General features: G+C 72.7%; 13 protein-coding genes and 2 pseudogenes. 12 read left to right on the top strand and 3 right to left on the bottom strand.

Annotated elements, in window-relative coordinates:
• Positions 1 to 107 precede the first annotated feature (107 nt).
• The 10 genes and pseudogenes from EV385_RS06415 (at position 108) to EV385_RS06375 (ending at position 12,000) form a co-directional block, all read left to right on the top strand.
• Complete coding sequence (locus EV385_RS06415; RefSeq protein ID WP_423203103.1) at positions 108 to 1,877, top strand: ATP-binding protein; 1,770 nt, start codon at positions 108 to 110, stop codon at positions 1,875 to 1,877.
• Between the two features lie 9 nt (positions 1,878 to 1,886).
• Positions 1,887 to 3,038, top strand: coding sequence for an exonuclease SbcCD subunit D (locus tag EV385_RS06410; protein WP_130508612.1), 1,152 nt, complete (start codon positions 1,887 to 1,889; stop codon positions 3,036 to 3,038).
• Positions 3,035 to 3,664, top strand: a pseudogene (locus EV385_RS36065) (AAA family ATPase); the annotation flags it as partial. The gene EV385_RS06410 and the pseudogene EV385_RS36065, both read left to right, overlap by 4 nt.
• 1,449 nt (positions 3,665 to 5,113) lie before the next feature.
• Positions 5,114 to 5,731 (top strand): annotated as a pseudogene (locus EV385_RS36060) (SbcC/MukB-like Walker B domain-containing protein); the annotation flags it as partial.
• The gene (locus EV385_RS06400; RefSeq protein ID WP_207229769.1) at positions 5,728 to 6,699 is read left to right on the top strand and encodes a hypothetical protein; all 972 of its coding nucleotides are present in this window, start codon (positions 5,728 to 5,730) and stop codon (positions 6,697 to 6,699) included. The pseudogene EV385_RS36060 and the gene EV385_RS06400, both read left to right, overlap by 4 nt.
• Positions 6,700 to 7,047: 348 nt before the next feature.
• Complete coding sequence (locus EV385_RS06395) at positions 7,048 to 7,728, top strand: sigma-70 family RNA polymerase sigma factor (protein ID WP_242624744.1); 681 nt, start codon at positions 7,048 to 7,050, stop codon at positions 7,726 to 7,728.
• Entirely contained in the window at positions 7,725 to 8,498 is a 774-nt protein-coding gene (locus EV385_RS06390) for a zf-HC2 domain-containing protein (protein ID WP_130508609.1), read from the top strand. The genes EV385_RS06395 and EV385_RS06390 overlap by 4 nt, the downstream gene beginning before the upstream one ends.
• A 175-nt stretch (positions 8,499 to 8,673) precedes the next feature.
• Entirely contained in the window at positions 8,674 to 9,429 is a 756-nt protein-coding gene (locus tag EV385_RS06385) for a COG4315 family predicted lipoprotein (protein WP_242624743.1), read from the top strand.
• Between the two features lie 256 nt (positions 9,430 to 9,685).
• Positions 9,686 to 10,468 carry a DUF4142 domain-containing protein gene (locus EV385_RS06380; RefSeq protein ID WP_130508608.1) on the top strand — a complete coding sequence of 261 codons (783 nt, stop codon included), beginning with the start codon at positions 9,686 to 9,688 and terminating at the stop codon, positions 10,466 to 10,468.
• Positions 10,469 to 10,563: 95 nt separating this feature from the next.
• Positions 10,564 to 12,000 (top strand): Pecanex-like protein 1, encoded by a 1,437-nt coding sequence (locus EV385_RS06375; RefSeq protein ID WP_242624742.1) that lies wholly within the window; start codon positions 10,564 to 10,566, stop codon positions 11,998 to 12,000.
• A gap of 457 nt (positions 12,001 to 12,457) precedes the next feature.
• Here EV385_RS06375 and EV385_RS06370 read toward each other — a convergent pair whose 3' ends face one another.
• On the bottom strand, positions 12,458 to 13,225 hold the full coding sequence (locus tag EV385_RS06370; RefSeq protein ID WP_130508607.1) for a pyrimidine reductase family protein: 768 nt from the start codon (positions 13,223 to 13,225) through the stop codon (positions 12,458 to 12,460).
• A gap of 360 nt (positions 13,226 to 13,585) precedes the next feature.
• Between EV385_RS06370 and EV385_RS06365 the strand changes: the two genes are divergently transcribed.
• Positions 13,586 to 14,296, top strand: coding sequence for an ACT domain-containing protein (locus tag EV385_RS06365; RefSeq protein ID WP_130508606.1), 711 nt, complete (start codon positions 13,586 to 13,588; stop codon positions 14,294 to 14,296).
• A gap of 92 nt (positions 14,297 to 14,388) precedes the next feature.
• Positions 14,389 to 15,426, top strand: coding sequence for a GNAT family N-acetyltransferase (locus EV385_RS06360; RefSeq protein ID WP_130508605.1), 1,038 nt, complete (start codon positions 14,389 to 14,391; stop codon positions 15,424 to 15,426).
• A gap of 3 nt (positions 15,427 to 15,429) precedes the next feature.
• Here EV385_RS06360 and bsaP read toward each other — a convergent pair whose 3' ends face one another.
• The gene (gene bsaP / locus EV385_RS06355) at positions 15,430 to 15,627 is read right to left on the bottom strand and encodes a biotin synthase auxiliary protein BsaP (protein ID WP_130508604.1); all 198 of its coding nucleotides are present in this window, start codon (positions 15,625 to 15,627) and stop codon (positions 15,430 to 15,432) included.
• On the bottom strand, positions 15,624 to 16,619 hold the full coding sequence (bioB, locus tag EV385_RS06350) for a biotin synthase BioB (protein ID WP_130508603.1): 996 nt from the start codon (positions 16,617 to 16,619) through the stop codon (positions 15,624 to 15,626). The genes bsaP and bioB overlap by 4 nt, the downstream gene beginning before the upstream one ends.
• Positions 16,620 to 16,624 lie beyond the last annotated feature (5 nt).

Here is a 16,624-nt window from a genome sequence, read left to right as displayed (position 1 = left end):
GCCACGCCCCCCGGATGAACCCCGAGCCGGATTCCTCCCCGTCGCCGCCGCCGGCGACACCCCGCGACGGCCATGCCGTGCCGCTCCTGTCGTACGGCTGGTGCACCATGGTCGGCGTGTCAGACGAAACCCCCGCGTCCACCCCGCCCGGCGACCCGGTCGGCCGGGTGCTCGGCACGGCCGACGCCACCCCGCTGCAGTTCTGGACGGCCGTCACCCCGGGCAGCTACCTGCAGCTCGACGACGTCGTGGTGACCCGCCGCGAGCTGCCCGACCGGGAGCCGGTCACGATCGCCGGGGTGGTCACCCAGGTCCGGGCCCGGCACGAGGGCGCCCAGTTCGACTCCGACGTCTTCGCCATCGCCGAGGGCACCCTGCCCGCCCTCACCCAGGAGGCGGCCGAGATCACCACCACCCGCGTCGACCCGGAGCTGTACGTCCCGCCCGCCCCCGGCGCCGTGGTGCACCGGGCGACCGGGCAGGCCCGCGACGCGGCGCTGCACTTCGACCGGATGGAGCGCCGGGTGCCCATGGGCACCGGCCGCGACGGCGTGCCGGTCTTCCTCAACGCGGACTTCCTCGACGGCACCCGCGGCGCGCACGTGTCGATCTCCGGCATCTCCGGCGTGGCCACGAAGACCAGCTTCGCCACCTTCCTGCTCTACTCGGTGTTCCGTTCCGGCACCCTCGGCGGCGACGCGGTCAACGCCAAGGCGCTGATTTTCAACGTGAAGGGGGAGGATCTGCTCTTCCTCGACCACCCCAACACGAAGCTTGACGAGGCCACCATCGCGGCGTACGCGCAGCTCGGCCTGCCCGCCACCGCGTTCCCGGACATCCGCGTCTACGCACCGCCCCGCGCCGGCGACTCCTCCGGCGCGCCGGACGTGCAGAGCCGCCTGACCGGGGTGGACAGCTTCTACTGGACGCTCGAGGAGTTCTGCGCCAACCGCCTGCTGCCGTACGTGTTCGCCGACGCGGACGACGAGCGGCAGCAGTACACGATGGTGGTGCACTCGGTCGCCGCGCACCTGGCCCGGCACGCGGTGCCCGCCGAGGGCGGGGTCAGCATCGACGGGGTCCGCCTCGGCTCGTACGGCGACCTGGTCGACCACGTGGTCGAGCAGCTCACCGACGACGAGACCCGGGCCACCTGGGCGGGCAGCGCCATCAACATGGGTACGGTCAACGCGTTCGCCCGGCGCCTCATCGGCAGCAAGAAGGACCTGGGCCGGCTGATCCGCGGCGACCTGGCGACCCGCCGCCCGCACGCGATCTCGACCGCCGACAGCGCCCAGGTCACGGTCGTCGACCTGCACAACCTGCCCGACCGGGCGCAACGCTTCGTGGTCGGCGTGACCCTCAAGACCGAGTTCGAGCGCAAGGAGAAGGCGGGCACGGCCAAGCCCCTGCTGTTCGTGGTGCTCGACGAGCTGAACAAGTACGCCCCGCGCGAGGGCACCTCCCCGATCAAGGAGGTGCTGCTCGACATCGCCGAGCGGGGCCGGTCCCTGGGGGTCATCCTGATCGGCGCCCAGCAGACCGCCAGCGAGGTGGAGCGCCGCATCGTCACGAACTCGGCGATCCGGGTCGTGGGCCGCCTCGACCCGGCCGAGGCCTCCCGCCCCGAGTACGGTTTCCTCCCGCCCGCCCAGCGACAGCGGGCGCTGCTGGCGCGGCCCGGCACGATGTTCGTCAACCAGCCCGACATCCCGGTGCCACTGTGCGTCGAGTTCCCGTTCCCGGCGTGGGCGACCCGGGCCTCGGAGGCCGGCGCGCCGCCGTCCGGCACGCTGCGGTCGATCGTGCAGGGCGCCGACCCGTTCGCCGTCGTCGGCGGCCGCAACGGTTCGTCGGACGACGAGATTCCGTTCTAAGGTTTCGCGATGCGCATCCTGCACACCTCCGACTGGCACGTGGGGAAGGTCCTCAAGGGCCGGTCCCGCCACGACGAGCACATCCGGGTGCTCGGCCAGGTCGTGGACATCGCGCGGGCGGAGCAGCCGGATCTGATCGTCGTCGCGGGCGACCTGTACGACACCGCGGCCCCCTCCCCGGACGCCACCCGGCTGGTGACCCGGGCGTTGAGCGCCCTGCGCCGTACGGGAGCGCAGGTCGTGGCGATCGGCGGCAACCACGACAACGGCCAGGCGCTGGACGCGCTGCGGCCGTGGGCGGAGGCGGCCGGGATCGTGCTGCGCGGCGCGGTCCGCGACGACCCCGCCGAGCTGGTGGTCACCGGCCGCACCGCCGGGGGCGAGCCGTGGCAGCTCGTCACCCTCCCATTCCTCTCCCAGCGGTACGCGATCCGCGCCGCCGAGATGTACGAGCTGACCGCCGCCGAGGCCAGCCAGACCTACGCCGACCACATCGCCCGGCTGATCGCCCGGCTCAGCGAGGGCTTCGATCAGCCCGGCGTGGTCAACCTGGTGACCGCCCACCTCACGATCGTCGGGGCCACGGCGGGCGGCGGCGAGCGCGAGGCCCACTGCGTCATGGGGTACGCCGTGCCCGCCACGGTGTTCCCGGCCAACGCGCACTATGTGGCGCTCGGTCACCTGCACCGGGCGCAGCAGGTCACCGGCCCGTGCCCGGTGCACTACTGCGGCAGCCCACTGGCGATCGACTTCGGCGAGGAAGAGAACGTTTGCTCGGTGGCCGTGGTCGACGTGGCGGCCGACCGTGCGGCCCGGGTCCGGCACGTGCCGGTGACCTCGGCGCGCCCGCTGCGTACGGTGCGCGGCACCCTCGAACAACTCGGCACCGTGCAGGAGCCGGACGCGTGGCTGCGGGTCTACGTCCGGGAGGCGCCCCGGGTGGGCCTGCGCGAGGACGTGCAGGAGCTGCTGCCCAACGCGCTGGAGGTGCGGATCGACCCCGACATGGTCCCGGACCGGGCGGGCCAGCGGATGGCGCAGCGCGCCGGGCGCTCGCCCCGCGAGCTGTTCGGCGACTACCTGGACAGCCGCGACGGCGCCGAGGACGGCGTCCGCGAGCTGTTCGACGAGCTGTACGACGAGGTGAGTCAGAGCTCATGAGACCCCTGCGGCTGGACCTGGCCGGGTTCACGGTGTTCCGGGACCCGACCACCGTCGACTTCACCGACGCGGACTACTTCGCGCTGGTCGGTCCCACCGGCTCGGGCAAGTCCACGGTGCTCGACGGCATCTGCTTCGCCCTCTACGGCACGGTGCCCCGGTGGGGCGGCACCCGGGGGATCGGCAACGCGCTCGCCCCGTCGGCCACCGAGGCCCGGGTGCGGCTGGTCTTCGAGTCGGCCGGCGCCCGGTACGTGGCGACCCGGGTGGTGCGCCGCGACGCCCGCGGCAACGCGAAGACCGCCAGCGCGGGCCTGCAGCTGATGCCACCGGGCTTCGACGCGACCCGGCTCGACACCGGGATGAGCCTGGACGATCTGGGCGAGGTGCTGGCGGGCACACCGGCGGAGATGGACCGGGCGATCGTCGAGGCGGTGGGGCTGCCGTACGAGCAGTTCACCAGCTGCGTGGTGTTGCCGCAGGGCCAGTTCGCCGACTTCCTGCACGCCAAGCCCGCCACCCGCCAGCAGATCCTGGTCAACCTGCTCGGCCTGCACGTCTACGAGGAGATTCAGGCCCGCGCCTCGGCCCGGGCCACCAAGTTCGAGGCCCAGCTGACGACGCTCGACCAGGTGCTGGCCGGGCTGGCCGACGCGGACGACGCCGCGGTGGACGCCGCGCAGGCCCGGCGCGACGCCATGCGGGAGCTGGCGGCGGCGGTCGAGGCCGCGGTGCCGGGCCTGCGCGCCGCCCGCGAGGCCGAGGAGGCGGCCGCGACGGCCCGCGACGGCCTGGACGCCGAGCTGGCCGACCTCGGCGAGGTGCGCACCCCGCCCGCGAGCGCCGCGGCCGCCGAGGCGAGCGCCGCGGCCCGCGCCGCCGCCGCCGACACCGCCGCCGCGGTGCGCGCCGCCGAGGAGCACGAGGAGAAGGTACGCGGCGAGCTCGCCGCCGCCGGGGAGTCCACCGCCCTCCGGCTCTTGCTGGACCGGCACGCCGAGTTCGAACGGCTCACCGAGCAGGCCGACTGGTTCGCGGGCGAGGTCGGCGTCGCCGAGGTGGAGTACCGCGACGCCGCCGCGGCGGCCGAACTGGCCCGGGCCGCCGCCACCGGGGCCGAGCAGTTGCTGGAACAGGCCCGGGCGGAGTACGCCGAGGCCCAACGGCTGGACCGCGCGGTCGCGTTGCGCGCCCACCTGTCCACGGGCGACGACTGCCCGGTCTGCCTGCGCCCCGTCGACGAGGTTCCGCCGGTACCTGAGGGTTCGGCGGTGCAGGCGGCCGAGGCGACCGGCCGGGCCGCGCGGGCCGCCGCCGAGGTCGCCTCCACGGCGTTCCGGGAGCGGGACGCGGTCGCGCGCAAGTTGGAAAGCGGCCTGGAACGCAAGCGCGCCCAGCACGAGCACCACCTCGCCCGGCTGACCGAGGTGCGCGACGGGCTCGCCGACTCACCGGGGGTCGAGGCGCTGCGCGCCCGGCTGGCCGAACTGACCCGCCTGCAGCGGCGGCTGGAGGACGCCGGGAGCGCCGTACGCGCCGCCCGCGAGCAGCAGCGCCGGGCCCAGGCGGCCGCCGAGGCCGCCGAGGACCAGCAGCGCCGCGCGTGGCGGGCGTTCGACGCGGCCCGCGACGCGGTGGCCCGGTTCACTCCGCCGCCCGCGGACCGGGACGACCTGGCGGCGGCCTGGGCGGCGCTGGTCATCTGGGCCGGGGAGCAGCGCGGGCGGCGGGAGCGCGCCCTCGGCGAGGCGGACGCGGCCGTCATGGCCGCGCATCAGGCGACGTTGCGGGCCTACGAGGCGGTGGCTGATCTGTTCACCGAGGCCGGGGTGCCCGTCCCCCGCGTGGGCGTGCCCACACCACGGGCGAGCGGCCCCGGACGGCCGGGCTCGGCCGCGGCCGGTTCGGCCGCCTCCGGTTCGGCCGCCTCCGGTTCGGGCGCCTCCGGTTCGGGCGCGGCCGGTTTGGGCGGGTCCGGTTTGGGCGGGTCCGGTTCGGGCGCGGCCGGTTCGGGCGCGGCCGGTTCGGGTGCCGGTCGTGCCGTGGCCGGGGCGGCGGCGGACGCCGAGCTGATCCGGGCGGCGGCGGTCGCGGCCGAGCGGGCCCAGGCGGCCTGGCAGCGGCTGGTCGACCGCCGGGAGCAGGCCCGCGACCTGGCCGGGCAACGCGCCACGCTGCTGCGCGACAGCCGGGTCGCCAAGGCGCTCGCCGGTCATCTGCGGGCCAACAACTTCGAACGCTGGCTGCTGGAGGAGGCGCTGGACCTGCTGGTCGACGGCGCCTCGCGGATCCTGCGCGAGCTGACCGGCGGCCAGTACGACCTCGTGCACGACAAGGGCGAGTTCTTCGTCGTCGACCACCACGACGCCGGGCTGCGGCGCGGGGTACGCACGCTGTCGGGCGGCGAGACGTTCCAGGCGTCGCTGGCGCTGGCGCTGGCGCTCTCGGAGCAGCTCGCCGGGATGTCAACCACCGCGGCCAGCCTGGAGTCCATCGTGCTCGACGAGGGCTTCGGCACCCTCGACGCGGCGACCCTCGACGTCGTGGCGGCCACCCTGGAAAACCTGGCCGCCCGTGGCGACCGCATGGTCGGCGTGGTCACCCACGTCAACGCGCTGGCCGAGCGGGTGCCGGTGCGCTTCGAGGTGCACAAGGACGCCCGTACGGCGCACGTGGACAGGGTCGGCCTGTGACCCGGATGTACGTCGACGCGTGGGACCCGGGTTACGGGACCTCCTTCGAGGGCGGCGGGGGCGGCGACGGACCGGCCGCGCCGAGCAGCGCCCAGGTCGACACGGACGTCGAGGTGCCCGCGGCGCGGTGGTCCCCGATCGATCCGCCCGCCGGGCTGCGCAGCCCGGACGTGGTGCTGCTGGTGGACGGGGTACGGCGCAACGACGCCGGCCTGTGGACCGCCGAGGACGACGGCCAGTCGTACGCGGGGCTGGCCGCCTCGTACGCCGCCGGGGTGGTCCGGTGCGACCTGCGCCGGGGGGTGGCGGAGCTGGCCGGCGCCCGGGTGGGCCGGGGCCTGTTCACGGCCAGCCCCACGGCCGGGGACGTGGTGGCCGGCTCGGTCCGGTACGAGATCCACCGGGTCGGCGGCACGGGCGAGGCCAGCAAGCTGCCCGCCGCGGTGCAGGGCCCGCTCACGGCGCTGGAGATCGACGTCTCCGCGGCGGCCCGCGACTCCGGCAGCGACGGCGCCGACCTGCTCGTGGTCGACGGCCCGCTGCGCAACCGCCGCCAGTTGCCGCGCACGATCGGCTACGTCAAGACCCAGCAGCGCCAGTACCTGCCCGCCGCCCTGACTCCGGTGGTGACCGGGCTGCGGGCCGGCCAGCGCACCCCGGTGTTCCAGCTCGGCACGGTGTGGGGCGGCTGGTCGTGGTATCTGCGGCTGCCGGGCGCGTCCGGCGCGCCCTGGGCCGGTGTGGTCCGGGTCGAGTGCTCGCCCGAGCTGAGCCCGGAGCAGGCCATCGAGCTCGCCGAGCTGTCCGGGGTGACGTTGCCGCGGTTCGCCTCGGCGGCGTACAAGGATCCCCGGGCCCCGCAGAACCTGGTCCCGATCGCCGGGCTGGAACGCCGGTTGCGCGGGTTGCTCGGGGACGCGCGGGTGCTGCATCGAGCGCTGACGCTGGCCACGGCCCGCGCCCGCTGACCCCACCCGACCGGGCGGGGCGGACAACTTGCGTTCGGTGTGTGAGCGGTGCCACACGGTGGAGATTTCCGTGCGCTGCGTACTGGTGCCAGCACGCTGAGCAGCATTTCTCCACGACCCGGTTGAGCTGAGTATGATTCGCCTGCCCGACTGCACATATCGGTGCAGATGGATGAAAGGTGATCGCTCACCTGCGTCGGTTCTGCCCCCGGAACTCGGAGGAATCTTGATCCCCACCGGCCCCCGCGGCCCAGCCGAAGCCCGGGAAATTTTCCCGTCCGCGTTGATCCCGGCAGGTGCCCCCGCCCGTACTAAGGGCGACGGGGTAAGCACCGGCAGGAGGAATCGATGCATGCGCTGGTTGTCGACCGGCCCCAGACGGACGGGGCGTGCGGTATGACGCAGCAGCGATCCGGTGGCCGGTGGTCGGCTCTCGAGGGAGCCCGCGGGGCGGACAAGGATGGTGGCGTGATTCCACGACAGGCGCCTCGGCACGAGGCGGCGTCGACTCCCGCGAACCACGAGGACACCCTGGTCCGGATGCTCTACGAGGAGCACGCGGGCCCGCTGCTGATGTTCGTGCTGCGACTGACCGGGGGGGACCGGCAGCGCGCCGAGGACATCGTGCAGGAGACGCTGCTGCGGGCGTGGCGCAACGCGCACCGGCTCGGCGCCCAGGGGCAGCAGTCCCTGCGGCCGTGGCTGGTGACGGTGGCGCGCCGGATCGCCATCGACGATCACCGCAGTGTGAGCGCCCGACCACCGGAGACGTACGATCGTGAGCTGGAGAGCTTCCCGAGTACGGCGGACGACACCGACCGGGTGCTCCAGCTGATGACGGTCACCGATGCACTGCGCACGCTCAGCCAGTCGCACCGGGAGATCCTCGTCGAGACGTACTTCCGTGGCCGGACCGTTCCGGAGGCGGCGGAGGTGCTCGGCCTGCCGCTGGGCACCGCCAAATCGCGCGTGTACTACGCCTTGCGGGCCCTGCGTACGGCCCTGCAGCAGCGGGGGGTGACCGAATGATGCAGGACCAGCACTTCGACGTGGCCGCGTACGCCTTGGGGGTGCTCGACGAGCGCGACGCGGCCCGCTTCGAGGACCACCTCATCGACTGCCCGACCTGCGCGGTCGAACTGGAGTCGTTCCTGCCGGTCGTGGACGTGCTGTCCGAGGTCGACGCGGACGCCCTGGTCGCCACGGAGCAGTCGCGCCGCGACGGCCTCGTGCTCAAGCAGATGATCGGCGAGGTGCGCCGGGAGCGGCGCCGGGCGAACAGCCGACGGCTGTACTCCCTGGCCGCGGCGGTGGTGATCTTCGCGATGCTGTCGATCGGTGCGCTGTTCGCGGGCGGCCAGTGGTTCGCGCCGCAGCAGACGAAGCCGCCCGCGGCCCAGCGCGGCCCGAGCCAGCTCGACCCGCTGCCGCTGACCGAGGGCGGCACCGGCATCGGTGGCCCGGACCTGGCCGGTGAGCGGTTCGGTGGCTCCGACCCGCGCAGCGGGGTGCGGGCGGACGTCGCGCTGGAGAAGAAGGACTGGGGCACCCAGGTGTCGTTCGCGGTCTCCAACATCAAGGGCCCGCTCAACTGCCGCCTGGTGGCGGTCCGGACCGACGGCGGCTCCGAGGTGCTCACCACCTGGACCGTGCCGGAGAAGGGCTGGGGCACGGCCGAGAACCCGAATCCGCTGCTGCTGCAGGCGGTGACGGCGCTGCCGCGAGACGACATCGCCCACCTTCAGGTGCAGTCCGTCAACGACAAGGGAACGGCCGACACGCTCGTCCGGGTGCCCTGACGCCGACGCCACACCTCTCACCCAACGCCCGGCCGGACGATTCGGCCGGGCGTTCGGCATCTGTGCATTCGATGTCATCACCGACCGCGTGCCCGCGTGTACGGGCTGCGAGCTGCGGCCGGAGTGGCAAAAATCCTCGAATTGATTGCGCCGATTCTTCAACCGCGCAGCGGCGGTGCGCGTACTACAGCCCGGACACGGACAGACGATCCAGCTGGAGGACGACGTGGTACCGGAGAAGCGGAAGTTGATGGTCGTCGGCGCCGCGCTAGCGGCAGCGTTCGCCCTCGCCGGTTGCGCGCCCGCCGGCTACAACGCAGCCGACTACGGCGGCGGCGCTCAGCCCGCCGCGAACGACCTCGACCCGACCGCGGACGCCGACGCGCCCGCCGATGACGCCGTAGCCGACGGCGACGACACGGCCGAGAAGGACGACGCCGCGCAGCAGGACGCTCCCGACGTCCCCGAGGACCAGCTCACCACCGAGCTGAATGCCACCAAGGTGCCGCGCATGGGCGAGGTCGTCGAGGACCAGGACGGCTTCGTGCTGTACCGCTTCGACGACGACAAGATCAAGCCCGAGGTCGTGTCCAACTGCAACGGTGACTGCGCCAAGGTGTGGCCCCCGGCCCTGACCGACGGAAAGCCGAAGCTCAAGGGCGTCGACCCGAAGGACGTCGGCACGGTCACCCGGGCCGACGGCAGCAAGCAGATCACCATCGGGGACTGGCCGGTCTACCGCTACATCGGCGACAAGAAGGCCGGTACGTGGAAGGGCCAGAACGTCGGTGGCAAGTGGTTCGTCGTGAAGCCGGACGGCACCAAGAACCTCACCTGCCTGCCCAAGATCTCCAAGCCGGTAGCGCCGCCCGCCGACGACGAGGAACAGGGCGACGACGCCGGCGGCGCGGGCGCCGACTACAGCTACTGAGTGTCGATCCGGGGCCGCCATTAGGTGGCCCCGGAAACAATTCCACAATGGCGCGAACCGCCGGGTGCCGTCCGTACGGACGGGATCCCGGTGGTGGCCGCGAGCTTGCAAATCCACATTAAGCACCGTCTTAATTCTTTCGCATTTCCCGCCCGTGGCATTGCCATTACGCGAGTGACGCTCCTACGGTTTCCGGCACCGGTCGAATGGCCGGCGGAACCGCCGATAAACCGATCATCGTCGGAGGTACAGAGACATGATTGCCGCCCGTCCCACACGCCGGCTGCAGCGCTGGGTTGTGGGCACCCTCGCCACGGTGCTGGTTGTTCTGCTGGCGCCGGCCGGAGTGGCCCGGGCAGCCGGAGCCGGTGACGTGCCCGTGCCGCCGAACACCGGCCTCACCGATCGCGGTGTCGGTGCCCTCAGCGCCGCCGACAAGGACTTCGTGATCAAGGTCCGCCTCGCCGGGCTCTGGGAGATCCCCGCGGGGAACATGGCCCAGGAGAAGTCGAAGGACCCCCGGATCCAGAACATCGGCAAGAACATCTCGGCGCAGCACGTGCTGCTCGACCAGCTCGACCGGGAGGCGGCCAAGAAGCTGGGCATCGCGCTGCCGAACAAGCCGAACGACGACCAGCAGTTGTGGCTCGACGAGATGAAGAACGCCAACGCCACCACGTTCGACCAGATCTACATTGACCGGTTGCGCGCCGCGCACGGCAAGATCTTCCCGGCCATCGCGACGATCCGGGCCAGCACCCGCAACGACACGGTCCGCAAGTTGGCGCAGCAGACCAACCAGTTCGTCATGACGCACATGACCCTGCTGGAGAGCAGCGGCATCGTCGACTACGGCGCGCTGCCCACCGCCCCGGCGCCGGCCGCGGCAGGCAAGGGCCCGGTGCCCGTCGACCCGGGGATGCTCCAGGCCGCCACCAGCAGCGCACCGGGCATCAACACCTCCGTGATCCTCCTCGTGCTCGCCGCGGCCCTGGTCGCCGGCGTCGTCACCACCATGCGCATCTTCCGAGCGCGGTAATCCGCGAGCGGTTCGACCTGGCCAGCCGACCAGGCCGTACGGCACTACCCCCGGCTGGCTCCACCGCCCGCCACTTGTCCCAGAAAGGTGTAACCATGCGAAGGTCGCAGTACCGGCGCGAATCCCAATGGTCGAAGTGGTTCAGCGGACGGCGTCGAATCGTCGCCGTGGCGGCCACGCTCGTGGCCTTCGGCGGCATTGTGACCGTCACCCAGATCTCCAACGCGAGCACCAACCGCACGACCCAGCGTGCCATGACCGCCTGTAACAACATCCAGGCGCCGCGGACCGCGAAGCTGTCCACCGAGACCCGGCGCGGGACGTACACGACGAACCGCGGCCGCGTGACCCAGCACGCCGACGACGGTGCGGGTGACGTCCCCACCGTGGAGACGATGCGGGCCCGCTGTCGCCAGTGGGTGATGCAGAACGCGGGCAACAACACCCGGCGGGAGGGTGGCCAGAACGGCGGCCAGCAGCAGGGTGGTCAGAACGGCGGCCAGCAGCAGGGTGGTCAGAACGGCGGCCAGCAGCAGGGTGGCCAGAACGGCGGCCAGCAGCAGGGTGGCCAGAACGGCGGCCAGCAGCAGGGCGGTCAGCAGCAGGACGGCCAGCAGCAGGGCGGCCAGAACGGCGGCCAGCAGCAGGGCGGTCAGCAGCAGGGTGACAACAACAACGGCGGCCAGCAGCAGGGCGGCAACAACAACGGCGGCCAGCAGCAGGGTGACAACAACAACGGCGGCCAGCAGCAGGGCGGCAACAACAACAATGGTGGGAACAACAACAATGGTCAGAATCCGCCTCCGGGTGCGGGTCTGGGCGTGTTGACGAACTCCTGCGAGACCAGCCAGCTTCAGCCGCACGACGGTTTCCAGAAGGGTGACCGGTGTGTGTCGACGGAGTTCGGTGAGGTGGGTGCGGCGGCGAACAACCCGTCGTTGTTGATCGTGGAGGCGCCGCAGCAGGTGGCGGCGGGTCAGGCGTTCAGTCTGAAGGTGTCGACCCGGAACCTGATCCGGGACCGGTTCCTGGCGGCGGGTCAGGGTGGGTACTACGTGGAGAGTTCGGTGCTGCAGGGTGGCATCGTGCGGGGTCACTTCCACACGGCCTGCCGGATGCTGCAGGGTACGGACGCGGCTCCGCAGCCGGACCCGGTGCCGGCGTTCTTCGTGGCGACCGAGGACAAGCAGGGTGGTCGCGGTGCCGACACGGTGACGATCAACGTGCCGGGGTTGCCGCAGGAGGGTATCGCGCAGTGTGCGTCGTGGGCTGGTGACGGTTCGCACCGGATCCCGATGATGGAACGCGCCAACCAGACCCCCGCCTTCGACGCGGTCCGCATCCAGGTCGCCGATGGCAACAACAACGGTGGCAACAACAACGACGGAAACAACAACAACGACGGAAACAACAACAACGACGGCAACAACAACGACGGCAACAACGGCGGCCAGCAGCAGGGCGGCAACAACAACGACGGCCAGCAGCAGAATGGCCAGAACCAGCAGAACGACCAGCAGCGCCGCAACTAGGCAGTACGAGCCCGGAGCTCTGGCCGAGACGGTCGGGAACCGAACCCCAGGGGAAGGCGTCATCCCTGCCGATGACGCCTCCACCGGGGGACCCCCCATCGGCGACCCGGCCGGCCGTTCACCCCCCTGACGAACGGCACCTCGGCCAACCGGACCGGAGACGGAAACGGCTGACGAAAGGAGGCGCGGGACCGACCGGACCGGCACCAACAGCTCCGGCCCGGGCGAAGCGGACCGACATCCGATCGCCCCACCGATGGCCCTGACCGGGAGCGCGGTCAGGGCCATCGGCACGCCCGCGAGAGGCCGGTCAGGCCGCAGAATCGAGAGGCCGGTCAGGCCGCAGAATCGAGAGGCCGGTCAGGCCGCAGAATCGAGAGGCCGGTCAGGCCGCAGAATCGAGAGGCCGGTCAGGCCGCAGAATCGAGAGGCCGGTCAGACCGCAGAATGACGCGGGTCAGGCCGGGGGAATCGAGGGGCGGCTGCTCCGGGCGTACCGGAGAAAGAGCATGTCGTCGGCGGACAGGATGCCGCGCAACGACATCGCGCGCGGCGGACCGGGCGGACCGGCTGCGATGCGGCCGACCGTGCCGCCCACCAGCAGCGGCGACACCGTCAGGCACAGCTCGTCCACCAGGTCCGCCGCGGTCAGCGCCCCGAACAGGACCGGGCCGCCCTCGCAGAGCACCTGCGTCGCGCCGCGCGCGTGCAGCGCGGCCAGCCCGGCGGCCAGGTCCACCTCCCGCTGGCCGACGGTCACCAGCTCCGCGACCGGGTCGAGGGCGGCCCGCCGCTGCTCGGGCGCGGCGGCGCAGGTGAGGATGATCGGCCGCACCGGCGCGTCGGAGAAGACCTCCTGGGCGGGGTCGAGGTCGAGCATGCGGGAGACGACGACCATGAGCGGGAACTCCGGCAGGCCGTGGGCGCGGCGCCACTCGCGCCGGGTCGGGCTGAGCCGCAGCGCGTTGTAGTTCTCGGTACGGATCGTGCCGGCGGCGACCACGAGCGCGTCGCAGAGCATCCGCAGGGTGCCGAAGATCAGCTTGTCGGCCGGGCCGGACAGGCCCGCCGAGAAGCCGTCCACGGCCACCGCGCCGTCGAGGCTGGCGACGAAGTTGACCCGCAGGGTCGGCTCGGGGTTTCGGGGGTACCGCTCGGTCAGCGCGGCCACGTCCAGCGGGGTCGGATCAGGGTCCGGCCAGGCCCGGACGGAAGGCTCGGTCATGGGCCGGGCGGACCGGTCACCGGCGGGGTGGGCTGCGCCGGTCGGTGCTGGCAGTCGCACCACGACCCGCCCCGGCATTCGTCGTGGCGGCGCTCGCGGCAGGCGCGGCAGATCATGCCCATGACCTTATGCGTACGGTTCGCCGCCCGTCAGCGGTGTCCCCGGCGGGCTTCGCACGTTCTGCTGGACCCCGTCCGGTCCGTCGTGCGGCGGGGAGAACATGTCTAGGCTCCAGGGTGGGTATTCCACCGTCCTTGACGATCGGGCAACGGTCGTGCAACCGGCGTGAAACGCCGGGTCGGCAGTCTGATCATCACGGGACGGCTGCGCCGTGCCGTCGGCCAGACGGGAGGGAGCTTCATGTTGCTGCGGGTACGGGTCACCCTGCCGGACCGTCCGGGCGCCCTGGGGCAGGTCGCCCGGACGCTCGGCGTCGCGGGGGCCGACATCGTCCAGGTGGTGGTGCTGGAACGCCTCGGCGGTCGCGCCGTCGACGACTTCACGGTGGTCTGGCCGGGCGCCTCCCGGGTGGAGCGCCTGCTGGCCGGCCTCGCCGCGATCCCGGGCGTGCAGGTCGACGGGGTCTGGCGGGCGATCGGCGCGCCGGTGTCGGGCGGGCATGACGCCGAGTTGCTGGCCCAGGTCGCCGCCAACCCGGCCGATGGCCTGGCCACGCTGGTCGACGCCGTACCCGGGCTGCTGGCCGCCGACTGGGCCGCCGCCGCCGTGGTCCCGGCCGACTGGGCCGCCCGTTCGGGTGGAGAGCCCACCGTGACGTACGCGAGCTGGCGCGCCCCGTCGCCGCTGCGCCTGCCCGAGGTGACCCCGCTGCGGGCCCGCCCGCTGACCGGCTCCGACGGCACCCGGTACGCGGTGGCCCCGTTCGGCCGCGCGGGGCTCGTCCTCGTGGTGGCGCGGACGGACGACGAGGAGCTGCCGACCCCGGCGTTCCACGTCATCGAGGTGGACCGGGTGGCCCAGCTGGTCCGCGCCGCCGCGGTCATCCTGGGTGACCACCTGGACCGGGCCGAGACGTCCCCGATCGCGCACGCTGTGATTGAGCCCTCATAATTCGCCCAGCTCAGGCAATAACTGGGTAACACCGGCACGAGACGCTTACGTTCTCGGTTCAGGCGACTCGATCCGGAAGGGGAGTGTCCCGCATGGCGCTGTGGCGGATCCGGGCAACGGTTGACGACCGCCCGGGCTACCTGTCCGTCCTGACCGCCAGCCTCGCGCTGCGGTCGGTCAACATCCTCGCCGTTCACGTGCACACCACGGAGGCGGGAGCGGTCGACGACTTCCTCGTCGACGCCCCCGACAGCATGTCGGAATCGGACATGCTGGCCGCCGTGGAACGCGGGCGCGGCCGGGACGCGTTCGTGGCCCGGGCGGAGGCCCAGGGCCTCGCGGACCAGCCCACCCGGGCGCTGGCGCTGGCCGGGCGGCTGGTGCACGACCCGGACTCGCTGGGCGAGGCCCTGGTCACCCTGCTGGACTCCGACGAGGTGCGCTGGCGCGCGGAGCCGCAGGGCGCTCCCGGCTTCGACGGCACGCGGATGACCTTGCTCGACCCGGTCGGCGGGGCGTACGAGCTGCGGCGGCGTGCCCCCGAGTTCACCCCGGCCGAGTACGCGCGCGCCCAGGCGCTGGTCGAGGTGTCCGGCGCCGCGCTGCGCCAGCACGCCGAACACGCCACACTGCTGCTGCCCGACGGCGCCGAACTGCTGGTCCGGCCGGCCGGGACCGACGACACCGACGCCGTGCTCGACCTGCACCGCCGGGCCTCGGCCGCCACCCTGCAGCGCCGCTACCTCGGCGGCGCCCCCGCCAGCCCGCGACTGCGGCGCCTGCTCGAACCGGCCGGTGGGGTCACCCTGCTGGCCGTGGACCTGCATGCCGACCGGGTGATCGCCATGGCCAGCCTGCTGGCTGAGGGCGATCTCGGGGAGGTGGCCCTGCTGGTGGAGGACGGCTGGCAGCGGCGCGGCATCGGCACGGCGCTGCTGCGCCGCCTGCTGGCGTACGCACAGCGGTCCGGTTTCGCGGCGGTCGTGGCGCACACCGGTGCCGACAATGTGGCGATGCTGCGAACGCTGCGCCGGATCGGGCCGGGCCGCACCGACCGCGACGGGCCCATGACCAGCGTGACGTTGCCGGTCGCGGGCAAGGTGCGAGTGACCGACGGGGCGACCGCGTAGCGGTCAGGACTGCCGGACCCCGTGTTCGACGCAGGTCGCCGTCCAGCCGGCCGGGAGGATCTGCACCTTCATCCGGCGGCGGCACTTCGGGCAGAACCGCGGCGGCTCCAGCTCCCGCGCGCGGCGGCATGCGGCGTGGTCGCCGGAATCGGCGGCCTCGCCGCACCGGTCACACCACACGGCGGTCACGGCGCCGGTCACAGCGTCGCGGACAGGGCCTTGACCGGCATCTTGAGGTCCTCCAGCAGGGCCAGGTCCTCGGTCGCCGGGCGGCCCAGCGTGGTCAGGTAGTTGCCGACGATCACCGCGTTGATGCCGCCCAGCAGGCCCTCGCGGGTGCCCAGGTCGCCCAGGGTGATCTCGCGGCCGCCCGCGTACCGCAGGATCGTGCGCGGCATCGCCAGCCGGAACGCGGCGATCGCGCGCAGCGCGTCCTTGCCCTCCACCACCGGCCGGTCCCCCAGGGGGGTGCCGGGGCGGGGGTTGAGGAAGTTCAGCGGGACCTCGTGCGGGTCCAGCTCGGCCAGCTGGCCCGCGAACTCGGCACGCTGCTCGACGGTCTCGCCGAGGCCGAGGATGCCGCCGCAGCACACCTCCATGCCGGAGTCGCGCACCATCCGCAGCGTGTCCCAGCGCTCCTCCCACGTGTGGGTGGTGACCACGTTCGGGAAGTACGACTTGCAGGTCTCCAGGTTGTGGTTGTAGCGGTGCACGCCCATCTCGACCAGCTCGTCGACCTGCTCCTGGGTGAGCATGCCGACACTCGCCGCGACCTGGATGTCCACCTCGGCCTTGATGGCCGCCACGCCCTCGCGCAGCTGCGTCATCAGCCGCTTGTCCGGCCCACGCACCGCCGCCACGATGCAGAACTCGGTGGCGCCCGTGGCGGCCGTCTGCTTCGCCGCCTCGACCAGCGCCGGGATGTCCAGCCACACCGCCCGCACCGGCGAGGTGAACAGGCCCGACTGGGAGCAGAAGTGGCAGTCCTCCGGGCAGCCGCCGGTCTTCAGCGAGACGATGCCCTCGACCTCGACCTCGGGGCCGCACCAGCGCATCCGCACCTCGTGCGCGAGCTGGAGCAGCGCGGGCACCTCCTCGTCGGGCAGGCGCAGGACCTCCAGCACATCGGCGGGGTTCAACCCGACGCCGTCCGCCAGCACCTGGGCGCGCGCTCGATCAAGGATCTCTGCCATGCCCG

This window comes from Krasilnikovia cinnamomea (assembly GCF_004217545.1).
In the GTDB taxonomy this organism is placed as follows: Bacteria; Actinomycetota; Actinomycetes; order Mycobacteriales; family Micromonosporaceae; genus Actinoplanes; species Actinoplanes cinnamomeus.
This window is presented reverse-complemented; position numbering and strand designations above follow the sequence as displayed.

Bases quoted from the DNA above. Each gene is read 5' to 3' on its own strand.
- EV385_RS06395 (WP_242624744.1), top strand. From the start codon at position 7,048: ATGCATGCGCTGGTTGTCGACCGGCCCCAGACGGACGGGGCGTGCGGT.
- bioB (WP_130508603.1), bottom strand. From the start codon at position 16,619: ATGGCAGAGATCCTTGATCGAGCGCGCGCCCAGGTGCTGGCGGACGGC.
- EV385_RS06360 (WP_130508605.1), top strand. From the start codon at position 14,389: ATGGCGCTGTGGCGGATCCGGGCAACGGTTGACGACCGCCCGGGCTAC.
- EV385_RS06415 (WP_423203103.1), top strand. From the start codon at position 108: ATGGTCGGCGTGTCAGACGAAACCCCCGCGTCCACCCCGCCCGGCGAC.
- EV385_RS06410 (WP_130508612.1), top strand. From the start codon at position 1,887: ATGCGCATCCTGCACACCTCCGACTGGCACGTGGGGAAGGTCCTCAAG.
- EV385_RS06365 (WP_130508606.1), top strand. From the start codon at position 13,586: ATGTTGCTGCGGGTACGGGTCACCCTGCCGGACCGTCCGGGCGCCCTG.
- EV385_RS06370 (WP_130508607.1), bottom strand. From the start codon at position 13,225: ATGACCGAGCCTTCCGTCCGGGCCTGGCCGGACCCTGATCCGACCCCG.
- EV385_RS06380 (WP_130508608.1), top strand. From the start codon at position 9,686: ATGATTGCCGCCCGTCCCACACGCCGGCTGCAGCGCTGGGTTGTGGGC.
- EV385_RS06375 (WP_242624742.1), top strand. From the start codon at position 10,564: ATGCGAAGGTCGCAGTACCGGCGCGAATCCCAATGGTCGAAGTGGTTC.
- EV385_RS06390 (WP_130508609.1), top strand. From the start codon at position 7,725: ATGATGCAGGACCAGCACTTCGACGTGGCCGCGTACGCCTTGGGGGTG.